We start from the raw sequence: 21540 nt of genomic DNA, 5'->3' as shown, positions 1-21540 counted from the left end.
GAGTTTTTTATACATAGACTCTTACTTTATCAATTACAGCATTTTTCACATCTTTTCCAACTTCCACAGGCGTTGTAAAGTACTTATCACAGCTGATATTTTGAACGACTACATCGTCTGCGCGGTGGCTGCCTCCATACACTTTAACGGCAGATCCAGCTGTTTTAAAGTCTTTGATGGTTACATGCTGAAGCATGACGTTGCGTGCGCGGTATTGTATAGCAATTAAAGGGTTTTCCTTATAATCATAGAAAGGATCGCCAATAAGGGTGAAATGATTAATCAATACATGATTGTATCCTGATACGACAAGTCCTCGTGGTGTTGAGCCCTTGTAAAGATCAGTAAAGATGGGTGCAATAGCAACGATATTGGTTGCAGAGATGTGAAAAGCTGTTTTCGATTCAGGATCCACATCCTTATGGTGGCCGATGTGTCTGAAATTATATGATCGATTGTCATTTACTGACAAGTGGCCAACGATATGAACGTTGGAGGCAGCGGAAGCATTATGGTGAGCTTTGATTTCCAGTCCACCAAAACATCTCGTGGTAGAGTTGTTCAAAAGCCAAACATTCTGGGATCCATCATCTATTTCGATTCCATTAGAGTTGGAAAAACCTTTTTTGTGTGATCTTCCGCTTGGATCACACATGTGGGAGTTAGATATAAAAATATTTGAGGAGTGATGAGTCGTAATACCATCATCGCCGAAACCATAGCCGTTAAGATTATCCAGCCATATATACTGACTTCCTCCTCTTGAAAGTGTTCCATCACCTAAATAGGTATAGACAGAGGATGAGACATCGAAGCAATGAAGACCAGGGTTCATTGCTTCTATATCATGCATCCAGCCATATTTTACGTTAGCAAAGGTAAGGCAGCTGGAACGGTTGTTTCCTGCGCTTGTTTTTTCAGCAGCTCCAAGTCTTTCAATGTTCCAATCCAGGCTCATTCCTTTTACTAAAATGTTTCTGTTTCCCCAAAAATGGGTCTTATTTGTAATAAGCCAGTCACTCTTAGGTGACTGATCATGTAATTTTAAGACAGACTTTCCCTTTCCTTCTCCTATTAAGCATGTCCAGGATGGCAATTTTATTCCTTTTGTGAGATATGTGCCTTCTGGAATGCGTACGATTACTCTTCCTCTGCCTATCGCTTTTTTAAAAGCTTCTGTATCATCTGCTTTACCATCACCAATTGCTCCATAGTCTTTTACGCTTACTTCCTCTTTAACTTCCTTAAATAGCTTCGTATATTGGTCATCCAGCTCACTTTTCCATTCTGGATAAATCGATTCGTCTGAATCACAGCAAATTTGAGTTGTTGAAACCTTTTTGTAGCCAATATTTTTCACAAGAGTTCTTTTTGTAATTAATTTCATCCAATTAAAAATTGATGAATTTTGTTCATTTCTTATCGTATTGTGGCTGCTTTCATCAAATAATGTTTCCGTATTCGATAATGCTTCTTTTAACGAAAAATCCTCATGATGATATTTCTTTATTAACAATGCATTATTTTTAGGATCATGTTTTTTATCTAAATCTATCAATTTTTTATCACCTCAGCTTCATTTAGACTGTCTTTAGTAATGATTCCCGTTCAAATAATTTGTAATCAGAAAAGAAAAACCAGGGTAGGGGAGAGCTTGCAAACAAAAACGTTTACATGTAAACAAATTAGTTTGCATGTTTACAAAAATGTTTGCAATTGTTTGCAATGAAGTTTGCAAGTTTGCAAAAGTGTTTACATGTTGGTGTATAGCGGTTTTTAAGGGAAATAACTTTGTGTTTACAACAATATTTGCATGTTTACATTTTTGTTAAAAGAAAAAATAGGCATTGTTTAATTTGCCAATACATTCTAATCTATTAATATAGCAACAAAATAACAATTGAATGAAGAAAGGATGAATGCCCGTGAGTAAATCTAGAATTGCAGCAATTGATGTAGGCAATGATTCATTAAAAGGGATATTTGGAAAATTAGATTATGAGTTGAACATACCAAACGTTATCGCAAGAGATATTGAAGATCGTCCTGTTATCGGAATTGAAGAATTAGACAGCAAAGATCCTTTAGAAGGAATACATATTAAAGTCCACTCCCCTGCTCTTAAAGAAAACAACGTAATATACCGTGTAGGAGAATTGGCAGCTAAAAGTGATAACTCTACAGAATTAGATCCAGGAAGCAGCAAGTCTGAAGAAGATCAGACATTAATCATGCTTTTTGCAGCTCTTGCCCTCGACGCTGTTAGAGATGAAAATGCAAAAACGTTCACTAAAAACAATAATGTACTTGATACAAGCTACATCTTAGGTACAGGATTGCCTCTTCGTGAAGTAAAAGAAGGGAAAGATGCTGGATACCGCTCTAAGTTGTTAGGCTCTGTTCACCAAGTAGAGTTTTTAGTTACACCAAAGTACCAAGGATTAAAAGTAAATCTGAAGTTTGAAGAAGTTAAGGTGTATCCAGAAGGATTTGCAGCTTTCATTAACCTTGTAATGGATAACGATCTAAACATCATTAACAAGGATTTAATCGACAAGCCTATTCTTATTCAAGATATCGGCGGATTATCAACAGATATTGCAGTAATTAAAAATAGAAATGTTGATGATGACAAAGCACAAGGCTTTAACCTCGGAGTTTCTGAAGCATTAGAACAAATCAGAGAAGAAATTCGTTCAAAACATGGTGTTGAACTCGACAGCCGACGTGATGTCGTTGACATTATTACGAAAAAGACAAACCGAAACCACATTATGGTGCGTGGAAGCCGTACAAGCGTACACGATATTACAGACCGTATTTTGGTAGACTTAGCTAAAAAGCAATACCGTCTTCTTCGCAATGTGTGGCAAAAGAATTCTCAGACTGAGATATGCTACTTTGTTGGCGGAGGTTCTGCAGTCCTAAAGGATTATATTAAGACGCTTAATAATAACCTTGATGGATATAACATCGACTTTTTTGAGGATGAAAAAGAGAGCATCTGGATGATGGCAAATGCGTATTATAAGCTGATTTCTGATCACCTTAAGAGAACGACGAAAGACCAAAAGAGTGAGGACAAAGAGAAAAAAGCCGTTAAAGCTTAAGTAGGGTGATGAAATGGATAAAAAAGCTGCCAATGAAATAACCAGAGGTAAAACGATCGCTTTTCGTATACCCTCTGATACCCCTGATCACGTCTTAAAGCAGCTTCAAAAGCTTAAAGAGACGGAAAGACGCAACTTTTCGAGCAGGATTTCAGAGTTCGTCATGCAGGGTGTTGGACAAACCATTCAAAAAGAGAAAGAGACAATCACCATCCCGCTCCCAAAAAATCTTAGTAAAATGCAAAGGGATTGGCTTAAGCATGAACATTCTGAAGCCTTATTAGGCAATATTATGTATCAGCTTATCTCTAATCCTGTTAGAACGGCTTCATTACTCGCAGCGCTAAATAGCAATTCTACAGATATTGATCAAGCTTTATATCTGCAAGAAGAAGAGCAGAATGATGAAGTTACATTAGACGTATATGATGATGCACCAGTTAATCTCGATACAATTGATGATTTTGACGATGATGATTTAATTCAATTTGATTGGGATAACGCTAAACGAGAGGAAAACAAACCTAAAGAGGAACCGGAAGATCCTGAAAAAGAAATGGAAGATTTATTAGGAGATTTCCTCGCACATATGAATAAGTAGTGGAAAGCGCAGCTGAGCTTATAGCTGCGCTTTTTTTTGCGAAAAATTTCAGTTTGTTAACTGTCTATGAAGGGAAGGGTTCTTAAGTGAAGTTAAAAAACCTACAGAGAGGAACAGTTGAATGAGCGAAAACAACAAAAGCACAAACAGTAAGGACGAACAACTGGAACAATTTCGTGTAGATGATGAAGGCAAGAAACTAACGACAAATCAAGGGGTCAAAGTTTCAGAGGATGAGCATTCCCTCAAGGCGGGGGAGCGCGGACCGACTTTAATGGAGGATTTTCACTTCCGGGAAAAAATGACTCATTTTGACCATGAGCGGATTCCGGAAAGAATCGTACATGCCCGGGGCTTTGCAGCACATGGGGAATTCGAATTATATGAGTCTTTGAAGGAATTTACTAAGGCGGATTTTCTGCAGAATCCCTCAAAAAAGACACCAACTTTTGTACGTTTTTCAACTGTTGCTGGGTCACGCGGCTCTGCTGAAACAGTGCGTGATGCCCGCGGCTTCGCTACAAAATTTTATACAGAAGAAGGCAATTATGATTTAGTCGGCAATAATATCCCTGTCTTTTTTATTCAGGATGCTATAAAGTTTCCAGATTTGGTTCATGCTTTGAAGCCTGAGCCGCATAATGAGATGCCGCAAGCAGCAAGCGCTCACGACACGTTCTGGGACTTTGTTGCGAACAATCAGGAATCTGCACATATGGTTATGTGGGCGATGTCTGATCGTGCTATTCCGAGAAGTTTCCGTATGATGGAAGGATTCGGTATACATACATTCCGCCTTGTTAACGATCAAGGAAAAGCTCATTTTGTTAAGTTTCATTGGAAGCCCGTATTAGGCACTCATTCTCTTGTATGGGATGAAGCTCAAAAAATTTCAGGAAAGGATCCTGATTTCCATCGCCGTGACCTCTGGGAATCGATCGAAAATGGTGATTATCCGGAGTATGAATTAGGACTTCAAATTATAGCAGAAGAGGATGAGTTTAAGTTCGATTTTGATATTCTTGATCCTACAAAATTATGGCCGGAAGAAGATGTTCCGGTAAAAATCGTTGGAAAGATGACGTTAAACCGAAATGTAGATAATGTTTTTGCTGAAACAGAACAGGTTGCTTTCCATCCTGGTCATGTAGTGCCGGGTATCGATTTTTCAAATGATCCATTGCTTCAGGGTCGTTTATTCTCCTATACAGATACACAATTACTTCGACTAGGCGGTCCGAATTTTCATGAACTTCCGATCAACCGTCCTGTTTGTCCGTTTCATAACAATCAAAGAGATGGCTTTGGACGTCAAACCATTAATAGAGGGCAAGTAAGCTACCACAAAAACTCCTTGGCTGCTAATACACCTTCACCAGCATCCGAAGAGGAAGGCGGCTATGTACATTACCAAGAAAAAGTAGAAGGCAGAAAGGTGCGCAGCAGAAGTGAAAGCTTTAAAGATCACTTTTCTCAAGCAACACTTTTTTGGAACAGTATGAGTGAACCGGAGAAACAGCATTTAAAAAATGCGTTTAGCTTTGAACTAGGCAAAGTAAAGAGCAAATCGGTTCAGCAGCAAGTTGTTGATATGTTTGGGAACGTCAGCTTAGAACTTGCAGCGACGTTTGCTGAAGCGATTGGAGCAGAGTCTCCTTCAGGTAAAGAGTCAGAAGGTTACGAAATCTTCCCCTGCGTTAAGCCAGCTTAATACGAAGAAAAATCCAAGCACACGTAAAGTGGGAGTTATTGTTGGCAATAAGATGAATGGGAAAGAAGTCTCGGAAGTACTTAAAACTCTAAAGGCTAAAGGAATTCAGGCGGAAGTTATTAGTGATAAGTTAGGTAAACCAATGGCTAGTGATGGCACTGAATTGGAAGTCATGCATACATTTTTGACTGCATCATCGGTTTTGTTTGACGCGATCTACGTGGCAGGCGGCAGTACAGATCCTAAATTTAAAAAGAATGCACTGCACTTTATGAATGAAGCTTATGCTCATTATAAGCCGATAGGAGCCACTCATGAGGGTGCTACGTTGCTGAAAGAAGCTGATATAATCGATGCTCCTGGAGTTGTAAGCAGCGACAACTTGAATGATTTTTCCGAGACCTTCGCTAAAGCTATAGCAGCTCATCGTCATTGGGACAGACAATTAATATAAAAATTACAAAGGAACAGCAGCTTCGTTTAAGAGGCTGCTGTTTTTTTATTGTTCTTAGAATGAAATGAAAAGATTTATCCAAACTACCAATGAAGAAAAAAATTTTAAGGAGAGTTTTTATGAGAAAAAAAATCATAACTGTAATGATGATTTTGGCGATAGCGTTTCCTCTGTTTTCAACACCGCTTCAAGCCGATGCAAAAGCGAAACGTGATCAGGGACCTTGCTATAGCCAGAATGCATTGAATCTGTATTCGACCCAAAGAAGGCTTTGGAAAGACCATGTTTACTGGACAAGAAGCTATATTCAAAGTGCCTTGTCAGCACATCCAAATAAAGATGCTGTTCTAAAAAGATTATTGCAAAACCAAGCTGATATTGGTAATTCAATCAAACCTTACTATGGCGATGCAGCAGGCAACCAGTTAACTAAATTACTGACAGAACATATTGGTATTGCAGGACAGCTGGTAGATGCTTTAAGTAAAGGCGATAAAGTGAATGCAGAAAAATACAACAAAGAATGGTACCGAAACGCTGATGACATTGCTAATTTTTTAAGCAAGGCAAATCCAAATTGGGCAGAGCAAGAAATGAAGGACCTGCTTTATATGCATCTGCAGCTTTTAACAGATGAAGTTGCAGCCTTTTTAAAGAAAGACTGGGCTGGAGAAATTGTAGCCTTTGATAAAGGGGAAAATCATATCGTAATTCTTGGAGACGAAATTACTAATGGAATTATGAAGCAGTTCCCGCATCAGTTTAGAAACTAACTCATAAAAAAGAAGCCTCTCTTCATGAAGGGAGGCTTTTAAAATTACGTTATTCTTTTAATCCGCTGATGAAGCAACCCGTCAGAAGATTCATTTTTCCCTATAACAAAATCCTGCATATGATAAGATAAATATTCACCATACTTGCTTTTTGACTGCAGCAGGAGCTCATCCACGTAATGCGCCCCATTAGGAATCGAATCTAGCAGCAGGCTTGCCAATCCTCCATATAGACCGCAGGCTACTTGAAAATATGTGGCATTCGTTTTGTATTTTGGGTAGATTTGTTTTGTATTCATTACGTTATACATGTATTCTTCATGGTCTTCAAAGACGAGAAGAACGCCGACAAGATCTTCTCCTTCTATTTCTCCCAGTTCAGGGTCCAGCAGCTGGTGTGTCCAATCCCACAAGTCATCGACACGGTAGAGGTTGTCCCTTATGAGTTTAGTTGTATGTTCATTCACACGATAAATAAAGCCGAATTCTATATCATAAAGTTTGCCAAGAGAAAGTATTTCTTCATGAGGCATTAAGCAGCCTTGAAACTTTTTATCCCCTAATTTCACCATATATTCATTACTGTATACTTCTTCATACATATATAAAGGCAGCTGATGTGAAACAAACATCGGATAGCTTAATATGGCTTCATCAAGAAAGCATTCAACAGACCACGAAGTATAGATTGTGTCTTTTTTTATTAAGTCAATATCGCTAAAAAATGAAGTGTCGTGCTCAATAATATAACAGGCGAGGGGAGGGGTGTTTTTATTTTTCTTAATCAGCTCGTGAGCCATCCATTGGACAACGCCAGGGTTCATCCCTGAACTAACAATTGCTTTTGTATTAGTAAACAGGTGTTTTTTCTCTTCAAATCGTTTAAATCGCTCTGCTAATGGAAATCCGTAGAGGGTCTCATCTTCATCAACTTCAATATTCTCTAATGCAGAGTTCAGATAATATACACCTAACTCGTTACAGCAAGTAAGCATATCAATCGTATCTGCCCATGAAACATCAATAACGATTGTCGTATTTGTTTTATGCAGATGTTCTTTAAATAAGGTTAGATCCTTTAGATCTTGTTCATATAAATAAATTTGATTGCTTAAGTTAGGAAATAGGTTTTCAAAATAGTGAAGTGTTTTTTGTTGGATATCAATCAGATGAATGGTTGAAGTATTTAATACCTCATGCAGAGGATCGTTTTTATCTATTACAGCCTGGTTCAAAATTGATAATATAGCTTTTGCCCCACCACCACTGCTTCCAAGGATTGTAAGTGAAGCTTGTCTTTTAGTTTGGGTCATCCTGACATCCTTCCTGAAGTGTAATACATTATTGTATTAACAACAGCCAGGTTTCGTATGGATTGATGGCGGGGTATAAACGTATAATTTCAAATAAGAAAAATGACCCGCTTAACAACAAAGCGGGTCATTGAATAGTTCAATCAATCTTTTTTCTTCTCTTGTTTTTTCTTTTCATCAATGGTCCCTTGATTAAAAGTGTCATTGATTTGTTCATGGACAGTTTCTAAGTTTTTTTCGGTATCTGATTTATTTTTCTTATTAGGCTTATAATTTTCTTCAGCTACTTTTTCGGATTGTTTATTTTTATCACTCATAACTTTTTAGCCTCCTTTATAAATAACAAAATTTCATGATGATCAGCCGTAAATGGCTGGTATATTTCAATTCCCTATAGTATTAACCTGAAACATCACAAAATATGAAAAATGCCCCATCCTAAGCTGAGGATAAAGCAAGAATGTTATTAAAAGAAATCAATAAAGGCTGCCGGAAGCTTTGTGATGCATTGTTCGAATTGAAGAACATCTTCCTTTTTACCTGAAATCCGGCCGCATTCATGTAAAAAGGCAGGCTTTTGAGACCCTAATAAGACTGCAGTCAATGTTTGTACATCCATGCTGAGCATACCTTTCTCGCTTGCTGGTTTTGACACAATCTCATTTTGAGAAATAGAATAGGTTCTATTATTCCACTCTGCTTTTTCATCGGTAACCGAAATAGATATAGGGGACTCTATCGCTTTAAAAGGATACTGCTTTAAAAATCCTTCGACATCCACAATTCGAGCCATAAAATATGGGTAGTGCTCTTGATGAATCCTTGGGTTATTCAACAAATATGGAAGCTTGTCATTTGCTGGTGCAATGATCTTCACTTTATCAACCATTGAATCATGCTGACAGATAAAGTTCCATAGTGCTCGTCTGGCGTTTTCCGTTACATATACAAACTCTTGAACATCCAGCAGTTTGTCAGCAGCCTTACAGCATAAGTAGCCTTGAGGCTCTCCCTTTTCATCCTTGTAAACGATTCGGTTATATCCATCTGTGAATACGTGATTATTCCACCAATAGTCAGGACGAATCAATAAATGGTTGTATTTTGTAAACCATTTTTCATAAACCGAATTTAATAGGGAGTTTCCGTCTTCTTGTTTAATTCTGAATACACTGCCTGGAACATCTTCATAACGATATAACTCATTTTTTTCGATTGAATATTTATTAACTGAAGCTGTCAGTTCCCAACCAAACCTGCGATAAAACGGAATGTTAAGGGGATGCAGCAAGCTGATTGTCTGACCTTTTTCCTTCATCGACAATAGTGCTTTATTAAGCAAGCGAGTTACTGAACCCTTTCTTCTATGTTCCGGCCATGTAGCAACTCCCGCTAATCCCCCCATGGCGAATCGACAATTTTCTATCTTTATTTCCAGGGAAAGAATGTGCACCTTCGATATTAATTCTTCGTTTTCAAATTCGCCCCATATTTCATGCCGCTTCAGCATCTCATATCGTTTAGGCAGATCCTCTTTTTTTACTTTGTATTGAAATGCGTATTCAGAGAGTTGATAGCTTTATCAAATTCTTCTTCTTTTATTTTTCTTAATTGCATACTGTACAGCCTCCCTTTCAATCTACATTTTACAAGTTCATGAAGTTACTTGGAAAGGGATTTATAGTAATATTCTGATAACCATCGTGATCCGTGATAGGATAAGAATAAATTAGAGAAAAATATTGGATATTTATAAAAAGTATCGAAAATATATTCAAATGCGGTTATAATTATAAATTGTTGTGCATAAAGCAACGACAAAGCGAGGACATTCATGCGAATTCATAAATATATAAGTTTAACAGGATATTGTTCCAGGCGGGAAGTTAAGCGGCTTTTAGAAAACGGCCGTATTACGGTGAATGGTGTTGTTTGCAATAAAGATACAGAAGTAGAGGAAGACGATACGGTTCTAATCGATCATGAGCCTATTCCCAGAAAACAATCTTCTATATATATCGCTTTTAATAAGCCTGTTGGCATTACATGCACGGCTAATCCTCAGATAAAAGGAAATATTCTAGAGTGTGTAAAAGTACCTGAACGCGTTTTTCCGGTTGGAAGGTTAGATAAAGCCTCCCAAGGTTTGATTCTGCTCACAAATGACGGGGAACTTGCAAATCGCATCTCCCAATGTGACTTTGGTCACGAAAAAGAGTATGAAGTGACTCTGGATCAACCAGTAACAGAACTTTTTCTTCAAAAAATGGCCGAGGGTGTTTCTGTTCTTAACACAATAACAAAACCGGCAATAACAAAGTTTGTCAGCAAATATGTGTTTCGAATAACGCTGACTCAAGGCTTGAACCGCCAGATCAGAAGAATGTGCAAAGCACTTGGTTATGAAGTAGAGAAACTAGAACGCATACGCATAATGAATATACATCTTCATGCATTGGAAGCTGGAAAGTGGAGAGAACTTAGGTCTGACGAGCTTTTTACGTTAAAAGAGGGTTTAGATCTCCTGTAATTACGGGAAAAAATCTACGTCATCCTATACAATTCTATAAGTCTTTAGATTATTTATAAATTTGCGAAAACTAGGAAAACCCCATATACTTGGTAATGGAAAGTGTATGAAAGCGTTTTACATTTTAGAAAGAGAGGCATTCCCATCATGGAATTACAAAAACAGCAATCTTACAACCAGATAAGACAGAAGAGCTTTAGCAAGTTTATCGTTCCATCTTTAATTGGTATTTTTCTATTCATGATTCCTATTTCTTATAAAGGGGAAATTACGATTCCAGTAGCTATTCTTGCAGGAATCCTGCAAGATGCCATCGGTGAATTTATTCCCCAGATCATGACTGCTATTATTGCAATAACAGTTATTGGTTCGCTGATCACTTACTTTACAAAACCAAAAGTGATCGTCAGCAATCCCTTCTTAAACACATTGTTTAATGTCAATATCGCATGGCAATTGATTCGTGTCCTTGGATTGATCTTTGCTGTGATGACATTGTTTAAGCTAGGACCTGAGGCCGTATGGTCAGAAAATACCGGACAACTATTGCTTTATGACCTGATTCCTGTATTATTTTCAGTCTTTTTGTTTGCGGGGTTATTCTTGCCATTATTATTTAATTTTGGATTACTTGAATTTTGCGGAGCTTTGCTCGTGAAAGTTATGCGTCCCGTTTTTAAACTTCCAGGACGTTCTTCTATTGATTGTTTAGCGTCTTGGCTTGGAGACGGAACGATTGGTGTTCTTTTAACGAACAAGCAGTATGAGGAAGGGTACTATACGAAGCGTGAAGCAGCAGTTATTGGAACGACGTTTTCGGTTGTATCTATTACTTTTGCGATTGTAGTACTTGCGCAGGTAGATTTGGCTCATATGATTGTGCCATATTATTTAACAGTAGTTTTGGCTGGATTAGCATGTGCGATTATTATCCCCCGCATTCCTCCGCTATCAAGAAAAGCGGATACGTACTATGAAGGTGCGAAGGAAAACGTTGCAGATGAAGTGATTCCTCGTGGGGAAACACCTTTAAGCTTTGGTCTTAAAAAAGCATTAGATCGTGCTGATCGAAACAAAAAAGCAGCACCTTTAGTAAAAGAAGGCATTCAAAACGTTCTGGATATGTGGATGGGAGTCGTACCTATCGTAATGGCAATTGGGACATCAGCATTGATCGTTGCTGAGTTCACACCGTTCTTTTCATACCTTGGAGCACCGTTTGTACCGATCTTAGAGCTTCTGCAAGTTCCGCAGGCATCTGAGGCAGCTCAGACGATTGTTATTGGATTTGCGGACATGTTCCTTCCGTCCATTATTGGTGCGGGTATCGAAAGTGAGTTAACGCGCTTTATTATTGCGGCCATGTCAGTCGTACAGTTAATTTACATGTCTGAAGTAGGCGGACTTCTATTAGCATCAAAAGTGCCGGTTAACTTTAAAGATCTAGTAATTATCTTTTTCTTGCGTACTTTCATTTCCCTGCCAATCGTTGTAGGTATGGCGCATTTATTATTCTAAAAAATTTAAGTAGCTGTTCAGAGGATTTTTCCTTTGAACAGCTTTTTTTATTTGCAAAAAATGTCGACAACTTTTTCTTAAATATTTTTAAATTAAAAAGGATTTTATCTAAAGAATACGAATATTTTCATGTCTTACAATATTTTACTAGGAGGAATAAAGCTGTATGAAAAGAGGGCTCTCATTATTACTGGTATTCACCTTTGTTTTTACACTTGGATTTTCTGCTACAGCAGCTGAACAGGTTAAAACCGCCTCAAAACATTCATTTTTAGTTGTTTTTAGCACAGAAAATTCACTTCCTTCCAATTATAAATCAATCGTGGAAGCGGCAGGCGGTGAAATCACTTATGAAGTACCGAAAATTGGGACAATCGAAGTGCAAACAAACAATCCAACGGTTTTTATAAAAGCATTGTTAAAAAATTCTTCAATTAAGGGATTGGCTCCTTCTATAGAACTGCCTTTAAATTTACCAGAAACAAATGTTAATACTGCAGATTTAAGCAATTCATCATTAGAACCTGTCCCTTTAGGCGAAAGTATCTTTGATGCAGGATGGCAGTGGGATATTGAAAAAGTAACAAATAAAGGCGCTAGCCATGCGATTTCAAGTGGCAGCAAGGAGGTTGTAGTTGGGGTCATTGACACAGGTTTTGATTTCAATCATCCTGATCTGGTAAACAACATTGTTCCTGGTTCTAAAACTTTTGTACCTGGTACAACTGATGCTTGGGATTTCAATAGTCACGGGACACATGTCGCAGGTACGATCGGGGCGAATGGAAGAGTAAAAGGAATTGCTCCTGAGGTTGGTCTTCGTGCGTATCGTGTATTTGGAGCAACAGGCGGAGCACAGCAGATATGGATTACAGATGCCATCATAGCTGCGGCAAATGATGGAGTAGATGTTATAAATATGAGTCTCGGCGGGACACGAGTAATCGGTCAATGGTATTACACAGATCCGGCTACTGGTGAAACACTCAGACTTGGTAATGATGCGGCTGACATGGTGGCATACAACCGTGCGATCCGTTATGCCATCAATAAAAATGTAACAGTTGTTGCATCAGCAGGTAATGACGGACAGGATCTAAGCAATCCTGCAAAGCTTGCAGACTGGTATAATAAAGTATTAGATGCTAATCCAACTACAAAGGATTATGATGTCAGAGGTGCAGCGTTTAAAGTACCGTCTCAAACACCAGGAGCATTTACTGTTTCTGCAACAGGCGGAGGCTTTGGAACAGAGGACCGATTAGCTTTTTATTCTAACTATGGAAATGGGGCAATTGATATCGCAGCTCCAGGCGGAGATGTAGGACCTGATCCTTCTAATCGCCCGGCAGACTACTATAAGTATCTCGTTTTAAGCACAGTTCCAACATATATGCCTTCTGTGACTGCTGAAGCTTTATTTGGTGAAAAGGGTTATGGCTGGAAAGGTGGAACTTCCATGGCAGCACCGCAGGTTTCCGGTGTAGCTGCAGCTTATATTGCGAAAGTATATAAAGAAACAGGTAAAAAGCCAACTCCTAGCCAAGTAACAGCGCATCTTCAGCAAACAGCTGTAGACGCTGGCAAAAAGGGTTATGATCCACTGTACGGAAGCGGAATCGTGAATGCTTATAATGCATTGACTCGTTAATTTTTAAAAAATAAGAAAGCTGTTCGGAGGGACCCTCCGAACAGCTTTTTTGCTTATAATAATTCCTGTATATCTTTTTCGATGGTTTCAGGTTTGTCAGTTGGTGCATATCGTTTTACCACACGGCCATCACGATCTACAAGGAATTTCGTGAAGTTCCATTTAATTGCTTTAGAACCTAGAATACCAGGGGCTTCAGCTGTTAAATGTTTAAAAAGAGGGTGTGCATCGTCTCCGTTTACGTTCACTTTCGCAAACATCGGGAAGTTAACTCCGTAGTTCAGCTCACAAAATTCTTGTATTTCATCACTTTTCCCCGGCTCTTGTGCACCAAATTGGTTACAAGGGAAACCAAGAATAGTGAATCCTTTATCCTTATTGGTCTCATAGATTGCTTGAAGACCTTGATATTGCGGCGTAAATCCACACTTGCTCGCAGTATTTACAATCAATACGACTTTGCCTTTATAAGGCTCTAGATTTGTATGATCACCTTTTATCGTTTCAACAGGAAAATCATAAATTGACATTTTATAGTCTCCTTTTTGTTTTGATTCTTTTAGTTTAACTGTATTTAAAATGCCTTTCATGCAAAATGCTCTTAATGATAGACTAAGGATACTTAAAAGGGGGATGAGAAAAGTGGATGCAGTGTTTCATGTGGAACATCAGGTTTTTAACTACCGTGTAGCAGGCGTTTTAATGCAAGATGGACATGTTTTAATTCACCGCTCAAAGATAGAAACACACTGGTCTTTGCCAGGTGGCAGAGTAAAGTTGGGTGAAGATGCAAGAACTAGCTTGAAGCGTGAGATGGTAGAGGAATTAGCATTAAATGTGAAAACTCTGAATCATCTCTGTACGATTGAAAACTTTTTTACATACAAAGGGAAAAACGTTCATGAAGTTGGACTTTACTTTGAAATAAGGGCGCGCGACCCTTTATCTCTACATAACGGGGAAGAATTTACGGTTGAAGAGGCAGAAAGACTTGTATTTAAATGGGTACATTTGAAAGATCTATCAGATTATAAATTGTATCCTGAAGTAATAAAGAACAAATTAATGACAAGTTCTCTAGAGTCGGATTATTTTTTTGTCGCTGATCTGCAGAATGTGTAAGTGTTTATAAAAGGGAGAAAAAACGAATAGCTTAAGAAAGAGGAGCGGCTGAATGGGGCTGCTTCTTTTTTTCGTATTGCGAAGGGGGACAGACCCGGGTCTGTCCCCCTCTACGCCTCAAGTCTTATTGGAAAATACAGCCAAGGTCAGTTTTGAGAAATCTTACAGCGAGGTAAGCTAAAGGTACGAAAGGAGGCAGCCGCTATGAAAAAATTAGGCTTGCTTGTTGTTGGAGGAATTGCTGCTATCGTATTGATGGCTAACTTAGGTCCGATGGTCGGACTCGCGATCGGTCTTGCTGTTATGTACTACGCTTATAAGAAGTGCGTAGCTGCAGAAACTGGCGGAAAGAAATTTTGGTGGGGAGCACTTTCCGTTATTGGACTTTGTGTATCCGTTGCAAACATCCCTGCAATTTTAGGTGCAGTTGCTATTTATGTACTGTATGTTGTGTACAAAAAATGGAACGAAAAAGAATCGATCGATAAGCACACAGAAAATGATCCATTCACAAACTTTGAAAAAGAATGGGCAAAACTTAAAAACAGCTAAAAAACAAACAAAAAGGAGCTAATAAATATGAACTTATTTGAAAGAATCAAAAACTCAATTACAGCGGATGTTCACGAGCTATTGGATCAAAAAGAGGAAAAGAATCCTCTTTATCTCTTGAATCAATATTTAAGACAATGTGAGCAAGAGGTAAATAAAGCGCGAAAGCTTGTTGAGCGCCAGCAGCTTTTAAAAGATCAATTTGTTCGTGAAATTCAAGAAGCAGAGGCAAAAGCAGCTAAGCGCAGTCACCAGGCAAAATTAGCTCAACAAGCTAATGAACAAGAGCTTTATCAGTTTGCTATTACTGAGAAAGAGCAGCATGAAACGCGTGCAAGCAAACTTAAGGAATCAGCAGCTCAAACAGAAAAAGATCTAACAGAGCTTGAGCAAAAGTATGAACAAATGAAGCATAAGCTGAAAGATATGCAAATCAAGCGTATGGAATTAATGGGCCGTGAAAATGTAGCAAGAGCTCACCGAAAGATGGACCGAGTCATTGAACCTTCAAGTGTGCTGCAGAAAACAGCTTTCAAATTTGATGAACTTGAAAATTACATGGACCGTCTTGAGCAAAAAGTAAACGCTGATTATTATGCGAGCTCCATGGAAGCAAAGCTTGCAAAGTTAGAAAAAGCTTGGAAAAAAGAAGAAACTCCTGCTAGCGTTTAATTCAGTATGTGATACGATTATGAAAGATAGAGGCGCATATTTCCTGCGCCTTTTTATGCCGTTTAAGACAGACAGAAAGTGAGTGAGTGCAGATGCCGATTAAAAAGAAAAATGATCTTATCAGCTGGATGCTTTTAATTGCATGTGTCATGGTGCTGTTAGAAGCAACTATTAATGGAGAGGGTATTGTATTCACTATTCTAATCTGTGCTGGACTTATGTATTTTGGACGGAAGAGAATGCCGAAACGTTCTGGCAAAGTCATGTTCTGGGCTGGCGTAGTCATAGCTATCATTACGGTCTTAAGCATGTATACATTCAAACTGATTTTAGTCGCACTAGTCGTTTACATCATTGTGCAATTCTATCAATCTAAACAGAATCCGTTTGTCATCAAACCGCAAGTGAATGATGAAGTAACACATTCATCAGAAGATTTATATAAGAAAGAATCTCTTTTAAAAAATATAGCGTTTGGTACTCAGCAAACTCCAGATCATGTCTATGAATGGAACGATATTAACATTCAATGCGGTGTTGGAGATACGATTATTGATTTGAGTGAAACGCTTTTGCCTTCAGGAGAATCTATTGTTTTTGTTCGTGGTCTCATTGGCAATATTACGATTTACGTTCCTTATGAGATTGAAGTAACTGTAAAACATTCTGTTATTGCAGGCAGTACGGTGATTTTTGATTATCAGGAATCTAAGATGTTTAATCAGGCGGTATCCTATCGAACTAAAGATTACAATGAATCTGATAAAAAAGTTAAAATCATGACAAGTTTATTTGCTGGAAGCCTGGAGGTGAAGCGGGTATGAGTACCGTTTTGCGTCATATGTTTTCTGGGATCTCATTAGCTTTTGCCGTAACCGTTCTTTTAGGTTCAGTTGTGTATACACTTTTTCCTATCAGCGATTGGAACTTTTTGCTTGAAGAACAATTGTTAGACTTTCCGATAGCATTTGTGGTTCCCTTTTTCGTCTTCATTATGGGAGCATTTTTCGGATTGAATTCTGGCATCACGGCTCGAAAGCAATTAAACCTCATAGACCGGACGTTAAAATCGATCGAAGACGGTCGTCAAGTCAATATGAAAGAAGTATCGAACCTGGAGTTAAAAGCGATTACGAAACGCATGGAGGGCATTCAGCAGCAATTAGGGGAAAAGATCCGCCAGTCACAAAAAATGGCGACTGAGAAGGCAGTGGATCAGGAAAAACGCATTCAGGAAATCATTTCTCAAGAAAGAAATCGTTTGGCTAGAGAGCTGCATGATTCTGTTTCTCAGCAGCTTTTTGCGGCAAGTATGATCATGTCTGCTGTAAATGAAGTACGGGAAGAATCAGAGACACGTGAATCAAAGCAATTAAAGCTCGTTGAGGAGACGATTCACCAGACACAGCTAGAGATGAGAGCACTTCTCTTGCATCTGCGCACTGCTGCACTTAACGGAAAATCACTCCAAAAAGGGATGGAAGAGCTGCTGCAAGAGCTTCTGCAAAAAGTTCCGATCGAACTAAAATGGAAAATCGAAACCATACCTCTTGACAAAGGTGTAGAAGATCATCTGTTTCGTATTTTACAAGAGTCTGTGTCTAACATTCTCAGGCATGCACAGGCAAATAAAGCGCAAATCCTGCTTGTCCAGCGCGATGATCTTATCATTCTGCGCATAGAGGATGATGGTATAGGCTTTAAAATGGAACAGGAAAAAACCGGTTCATATGGACTACAGAATATGCATGAACGGGCTGCTGAAATTGGCGGCACGCTTAAAATAGTGAGTTTGCCAGGCGAGGGGACACGTCTTGAAGTTAAAGTTCCGATTTTATCAGCGGGAGAGGAAAAAGCATGATAAAAGTATTGTTAGTTGATGATCACGAAATGGTGCGAATTGGAGTTTCCGCTTATCTTTCTGCACAACCGGATATAGAAGTAACTGCCGAGGCCGAAAACGGGAAGGTTGCCGTTGAGAAAGCTTTAGAAATGAAACCTGATATTATTTTAATGGACCTTGTGATGGATGAAATGGACGGAATTGAAGCTACCCGTTTGATTACACAATCGTGGCCAGAGGCGAAGATTATCGTGGTAACGAGCTTTTTAGATGATGAAAAAGTGTATCCTGCACTCGAAGCGGGTGCTTCGAGCTATATGTTGAAGACGTCGAAAGCAAGTGATATTGCGCAAGCCGTTCGCGACACCTATCACGGAAAGTCTGTATTAGAACCAGAAGTTACTGGCAAGATGATGAGCAAGATGAGGCAAAAACAAACGCGGGAGCCGCATGAAGAGCTGACTGCGCGCGAGATGGAAATTTTATTGCTTATGACAAAGGGCAAAACCAATCAGGAAATCGCCGATGATCTATTTATCGCTTTAAAGACGGTAAAAGTCCACGTGAGTAATATTTTAAGCAAACTGGACGTACAGGACCGCACACAAGCTGTGATCTACGCGTTTAACCACTCGCTCGTATAGATAGAATCTAATCGGATTTTATAGAGATATGCTGAAACGCTTTAAAATCAAAAAGCCCCATGTCTGTGAGTTTAATTTCCGGTATGACTGGCAGTGTTATAAATGAAAGAGTTAAGAACGGATCAAAATCTCCTTTAAAGCCAAGTTCCTTCAGATTTTCCTTTAGCCTGATTATTTCTTCGTTCACTTTTTCGAAAGGGCGGTCTGCCATTAACCCTGAGATGGGAAGCGGTACTGAAGCAAGAACCTTTCCTTCTTTGACGATGACATAACCGCCTTGCATCTCTTTAATGGCATCTATTGCACATAGCATATCGCGGTCATTCGTTCCCGCTACAACAAGATTGTGAGAATCGTGGGCAACCGTTGAAGCGATCGCACCACTTTTTAACAAAAGTCCTTTAACAATACCGTGGCCGATATGTCCTGTTTGATTGTGGCGTTCAATGACTGCCATCTTCAGCAGGTCTTCTTCAATTAATGATAAAAACTCTCCGTTTTCTACTTTTGCCCGAAGAATTTTCTTTTTTGTAACAAGCTGGTTTGGTATTAGCTCGATCACATGAATATGATCGTCTTCTTCAAGCTTAATAGACAGTTCCTCACTTTTTATCTCCTGGATATTGACCGACTTCATTAGGTTTTCTGGAGGAGCGGGAGTAGCAGCTATTTGACCAGTGAACGTGCCGTTCGAAGCTACTGAAATACCATCTACAAAAACTTCTGAAATCGTAATTTTATTTAAATCATCCAACAAAAGAAAATCCGCTTTGAATCCTGGTGATATAGCACCTTTTTCTTGCAGGCCATAACATTCAGCCGCGTTTAACGTTGCCAATTGGATAGCTTGAAGGGGGGAGATGCCCTCTGAAATCGCAAGTCTTACATTATGGTCAACACTTCCTTCCGCTACAAGATCATCAAGGTGTTTATCATCTGTGCAGAATAAAAAACGTCGGGCATTTGCAGGTGTAACAGTCTTAATGAGTGCTTTTAAATCTTTTGCTACAGATCCTTCACGGATTAAAACATACATTCCCCGGCGAATGCGATCGAGTGCTTCTTCAGCTGTCGTGCATTCATGATCAGTTGTAATGAGGGCAGCCCTGTATACATTAATGCCGTTTGCGTCGATTCCTGCTGCATGACCGTCAATTAAAGTTCGATTTCTGTTGGCAGAAACAATCTTCTTAAGCATATCTTCATCCCCGTTAAAAACGGCGGGAAAATCCATTACTTCAGCCAATCCTTTAACACGTGGATGTATGTAAAAAGGTTCAAGGTCACGAGCGGTAAGAACAGCTCCAGCATTCTCAAATGATGTAGCAGGAACAGAGGAAGGGAGCATAACACGAACATCTAACGGCAGCCCTTCTGACTGCTCCAGCATAAATGTAATCCCATCTTTTCCTGAAACGTTTCCGATTTCATGCGGATCTGTAATAACGGTTGTGACTCCATGTGCGAGAAGGACTTTACTGAATTCAACAGGAGTGACCATCGATGATTCAATGTGAACATGTCCATCTATAAAAGCAGGACAAATATAGCGACCGGCAGCATCGATCGTTTCACGCCCTTCATATTCTCCAATGCCGGCAAAAAAACCATCAACGATAGCGACATCTCCACTGATGATTTCTAGATTAAATACATCAATGATTTTGCCGTTTTTGATGACGATATCTGCTGGAACTCTTTTCGTGCTCACATCAATCCGACGTTTTAGAAAATCCTGGTCCATAATCTGATCTCCTTAAGAGCAAAATATACCAACTAGTATGCGAAGAATTGCGGTTACTTATTTAGGTTTGATACTCATTTAGTCCTGCTTATTATTTATATAGCATCAAAATCAAAACGGTCCCTGTTGTAGAGACCGTTTTAACAATTTATTCACTTAGTATGTCGATCACACGGCCAATCTGACCGTCCTCTAGTCTTACTTTAATGCCGTGCGGATGATTGGGCGAGTTCGTCAGGATATCTTTAACGATTCCTTTTGTTTTCTTCCCGGAACGCTGATCGGCTTTTAAAATAACATTAACGGGAAGTCCAGGTGTGATATTGGAGCGTTTGCGATGCATTATACGCCGGTTCTCCGTGCCTGATTGTTCGCTTTTTTCGTTTGCTGATTCTTAAGCTGATTTGCTACTTTAACAGGACCTTTACTGAATGATCCGCCTGATTGCTGTGCTTTCTTTTCTGCAAGGCGCTGCTTTGCAATTTCTTGAAAGCTTAATTTCTTTTTCTCCTCTGCCATTTTTATCACCTCTATATTTTATTTTCTCTTCTTAAAGTCTGCTTCTTTCAAATAACCTTCTGCTTCTGCGTACGTTTCGAATGCTGCTTCAAGTGCATCATCTTCATCAAAAATAAACCACATGCCATCCTCGCCAACAAGTCTAATTTTTTCATGACTATGGCTAAACCAGTGCTCTTCTTTGCGTTCACCATCATCTGTACGGTCTTTCTTAGGCTGCTGCCATCCGTGTGTTTTTGAAAGGAACTCCATAGATTCTTTAATAAGGGCGATTAGTTCATCTGCTTCATAGTCACGAATATTTACATAACCTTTATCGTTCTTTACGCTTTGCGGAAGGTGTCCACCATATACAAAACCGTTGCCGTTCGGGTGAAGGTGATACACGACGATCTTCTTGTCCTGTACACTTTCCTCATAATGAAAATTCAAACGGCCAAGTGACACCTCGTGCATGTCCAGCTCAGGGAAATTCTCTTGAATTAAAGCAATTTTATCTTCAAATGAAAGCATTTTTTAAACTCTCCGTTTCTTTTATTGTGATTGGTTGATTATATCATACCGTAAGATTAAAACGAAAATACCTGTTGGACGATCTGGAACATCTTTTTTTTTACGCTGCTAACGTTAATTTTACGGTACGTGTTCTTTTAATTGTTACACGTTCGCTCTATAATTCAGACCTACGCTCAAAACGATGCTCGTACGCTCAAAATCTTTTACGTACGCTCAAACGGGATATAGTTTCGCTCAAAATCTCACATTACCGCTCAATAGTAATAT

General features: G+C 39.0%; 21 protein-coding genes and 2 pseudogenes. 13 read left to right on the top strand and 10 right to left on the bottom strand.

What is annotated here, in order from left to right; translation table 11 throughout:
* Positions 1–7: 7 nt before the first annotated feature.
* A complete protein-coding gene (locus UN64_RS06765; RefSeq protein ID WP_077360926.1) occupies positions 8–1558 on the bottom strand; it encodes a glycosyl hydrolase family 28-related protein in 1551 nt (516 codons plus the stop codon).
* 367 nt (positions 1559–1925) lie between these two features.
* Between UN64_RS06765 and UN64_RS06760 the strand changes: the two genes are divergently transcribed.
* The 4 genes and pseudogenes from UN64_RS06760 (at position 1926) to UN64_RS06745 (ending at position 6649) form a co-directional block, all read left to right on the top strand.
* Positions 1926–3110, top strand: coding sequence for a ParM/StbA family protein (locus tag UN64_RS06760; RefSeq protein WP_077360924.1), 1185 nt, complete (start codon positions 1926–1928; stop codon positions 3108–3110).
* Between the two features lie 13 nt (positions 3111–3123).
* Entirely contained in the window at positions 3124–3711 is a 588-nt protein-coding gene (locus tag UN64_RS06755) for a hypothetical protein (protein ID WP_077360922.1), read from the top strand.
* Positions 3712–3832: 121 nt separating this feature from the next.
* A pseudogene (locus tag UN64_RS06750) lies at positions 3833–5876 on the top strand (catalase).
* A gap of 119 nt (positions 5877–5995) precedes the next feature.
* Positions 5996–6649: a glycosyltransferase gene (locus tag UN64_RS06745; RefSeq protein WP_077360920.1), complete on the top strand. Its 654-nt coding sequence runs from the start codon at positions 5996–5998 to the stop codon at positions 6647–6649.
* Positions 6650–6693: 44 nt separating this feature from the next.
* Here the strand turns inward: UN64_RS06745 and UN64_RS06740 are convergent, their stop codons facing one another.
* The 4 genes and pseudogenes from UN64_RS06740 to UN64_RS06730 all read right to left on the bottom strand — a co-directional run.
* Complete coding sequence (locus UN64_RS06740) at positions 6694–7962, bottom strand: S-adenosylmethionine decarboxylase related protein (protein WP_077360918.1); 1269 nt, start codon at positions 7960–7962, stop codon at positions 6694–6696.
* A 143-nt stretch (positions 7963–8105) separates the two neighbouring features.
* Positions 8106–8279, bottom strand: coding sequence for a YozQ family protein (locus tag UN64_RS06735; RefSeq protein WP_077360916.1), 174 nt, complete (start codon positions 8277–8279; stop codon positions 8106–8108).
* A gap of 149 nt (positions 8280–8428) precedes the next feature.
* Positions 8429–8755, bottom strand: a complete 327-nt coding sequence (locus tag UN64_RS21350) for a sterol carrier protein domain-containing protein (RefSeq protein ID WP_281249335.1) — start codon at positions 8753–8755, stop codon at positions 8429–8431.
* Positions 8756–9526, bottom strand: a pseudogene (locus UN64_RS06730) (GNAT family N-acetyltransferase); the annotation flags it as partial.
* Positions 9527–9796: 270 nt separating this feature from the next.
* On the opposite strand from UN64_RS06730, the gene UN64_RS06725 reads away from it, so the two are divergent.
* The 3 genes from UN64_RS06725 (at position 9797) to UN64_RS06715 (ending at position 13661) form a co-directional block, all read left to right on the top strand.
* Entirely contained in the window at positions 9797–10492 is a 696-nt protein-coding gene (locus tag UN64_RS06725; RefSeq protein WP_077360912.1) for a pseudouridine synthase, read from the top strand.
* A gap of 147 nt (positions 10493–10639) precedes the next feature.
* On the top strand, positions 10640–12010 hold the full coding sequence (locus UN64_RS06720; RefSeq protein WP_077360910.1) for a YjiH family protein: 1371 nt from the start codon (positions 10640–10642) through the stop codon (positions 12008–12010).
* A 166-nt stretch (positions 12011–12176) separates the two neighbouring features.
* Positions 12177–13661 (top strand): S8 family serine peptidase, encoded by a 1485-nt coding sequence (locus UN64_RS06715; RefSeq protein ID WP_077360908.1) that lies wholly within the window; start codon positions 12177–12179, stop codon positions 13659–13661.
* A 53-nt stretch (positions 13662–13714) separates the two neighbouring features.
* On the opposite strand, the gene UN64_RS06710 is transcribed toward UN64_RS06715, so the two are convergent.
* Complete coding sequence (locus tag UN64_RS06710; protein WP_077361185.1) at positions 13715–14191, bottom strand: glutathione peroxidase; 477 nt, start codon at positions 14189–14191, stop codon at positions 13715–13717.
* A 112-nt stretch (positions 14192–14303) separates the two neighbouring features.
* Between UN64_RS06710 and UN64_RS06705 the strand changes: the two genes are divergently transcribed.
* The 6 genes from UN64_RS06705 to UN64_RS06680 all read left to right on the top strand — a co-directional run bounded on the left by UN64_RS06705 (position 14304) and on the right by UN64_RS06680 (position 18494).
* Positions 14304–14783 carry an NUDIX hydrolase gene (locus UN64_RS06705; RefSeq protein WP_077360906.1) on the top strand — a complete coding sequence of 160 codons (480 nt, stop codon included), beginning with the start codon at positions 14304–14306 and terminating at the stop codon, positions 14781–14783.
* A gap of 204 nt (positions 14784–14987) precedes the next feature.
* Entirely contained in the window at positions 14988–15335 is a 348-nt protein-coding gene (locus tag UN64_RS06700) for a lmo0954 family membrane protein (protein ID WP_077360904.1), read from the top strand.
* A 27-nt stretch (positions 15336–15362) separates the two neighbouring features.
* Positions 15363–16007, top strand: a complete 645-nt coding sequence (locus UN64_RS06695) for a PspA/IM30 family protein (RefSeq protein ID WP_077360902.1) — start codon at positions 15363–15365, stop codon at positions 16005–16007.
* Positions 16008–16099: 92 nt separating this feature from the next.
* Positions 16100–16831: a cell wall-active antibiotics response protein LiaF gene (gene liaF / locus UN64_RS06690; protein WP_077360900.1), complete on the top strand. Its 732-nt coding sequence runs from the start codon at positions 16100–16102 to the stop codon at positions 16829–16831.
* On the top strand, positions 16828–17868 hold the full coding sequence (locus UN64_RS06685; protein ID WP_077360898.1) for a sensor histidine kinase: 1041 nt from the start codon (positions 16828–16830) through the stop codon (positions 17866–17868). The genes liaF and UN64_RS06685 overlap by 4 nt, the downstream gene beginning before the upstream one ends.
* A complete protein-coding gene (locus UN64_RS06680; RefSeq protein ID WP_077360896.1) occupies positions 17865–18494 on the top strand; it encodes a response regulator in 630 nt (209 codons plus the stop codon). The genes UN64_RS06685 and UN64_RS06680 overlap by 4 nt, the downstream gene beginning before the upstream one ends.
* 7 nt (positions 18495–18501) lie before the next feature.
* Here UN64_RS06680 and ade read toward each other — a convergent pair whose 3' ends face one another.
* The 4 genes from ade to UN64_RS06665 all read right to left on the bottom strand — a co-directional run bounded on the left by ade (position 18502) and on the right by UN64_RS06665 (position 21270).
* The gene (ade, locus tag UN64_RS06675) at positions 18502–20238 is read right to left on the bottom strand and encodes an adenine deaminase (protein WP_077360894.1); all 1737 of its coding nucleotides are present in this window, start codon (positions 20236–20238) and stop codon (positions 18502–18504) included.
* 148 nt (positions 20239–20386) lie between these two features.
* Positions 20387–20584, bottom strand: a complete 198-nt coding sequence (locus tag UN64_RS06670) for a YwbE family protein (protein ID WP_139343033.1) — start codon at positions 20582–20584, stop codon at positions 20387–20389.
* The gene (locus UN64_RS20495; RefSeq protein WP_171005587.1) at positions 20581–20757 is read right to left on the bottom strand and encodes a hypothetical protein; all 177 of its coding nucleotides are present in this window, start codon (positions 20755–20757) and stop codon (positions 20581–20583) included. The genes UN64_RS06670 and UN64_RS20495 overlap by 4 nt, the downstream gene beginning before the upstream one ends.
* Before the next feature lie 18 nt (positions 20758–20775).
* Positions 20776–21270, bottom strand: coding sequence for a hypothetical protein (locus UN64_RS06665; RefSeq protein ID WP_077360890.1), 495 nt, complete (start codon positions 21268–21270; stop codon positions 20776–20778).
* Between the last annotated feature and the right edge of the window lie 270 nt (positions 21271–21540).

It is taken from the genome of Fictibacillus arsenicus (assembly GCF_001999465.1).
Taxonomy (GTDB): domain Bacteria; phylum Bacillota; class Bacilli; order Bacillales; family Fictibacillaceae; genus Fictibacillus; species Fictibacillus arsenicus.
This window is presented reverse-complemented; position numbering and strand designations above follow the sequence as displayed.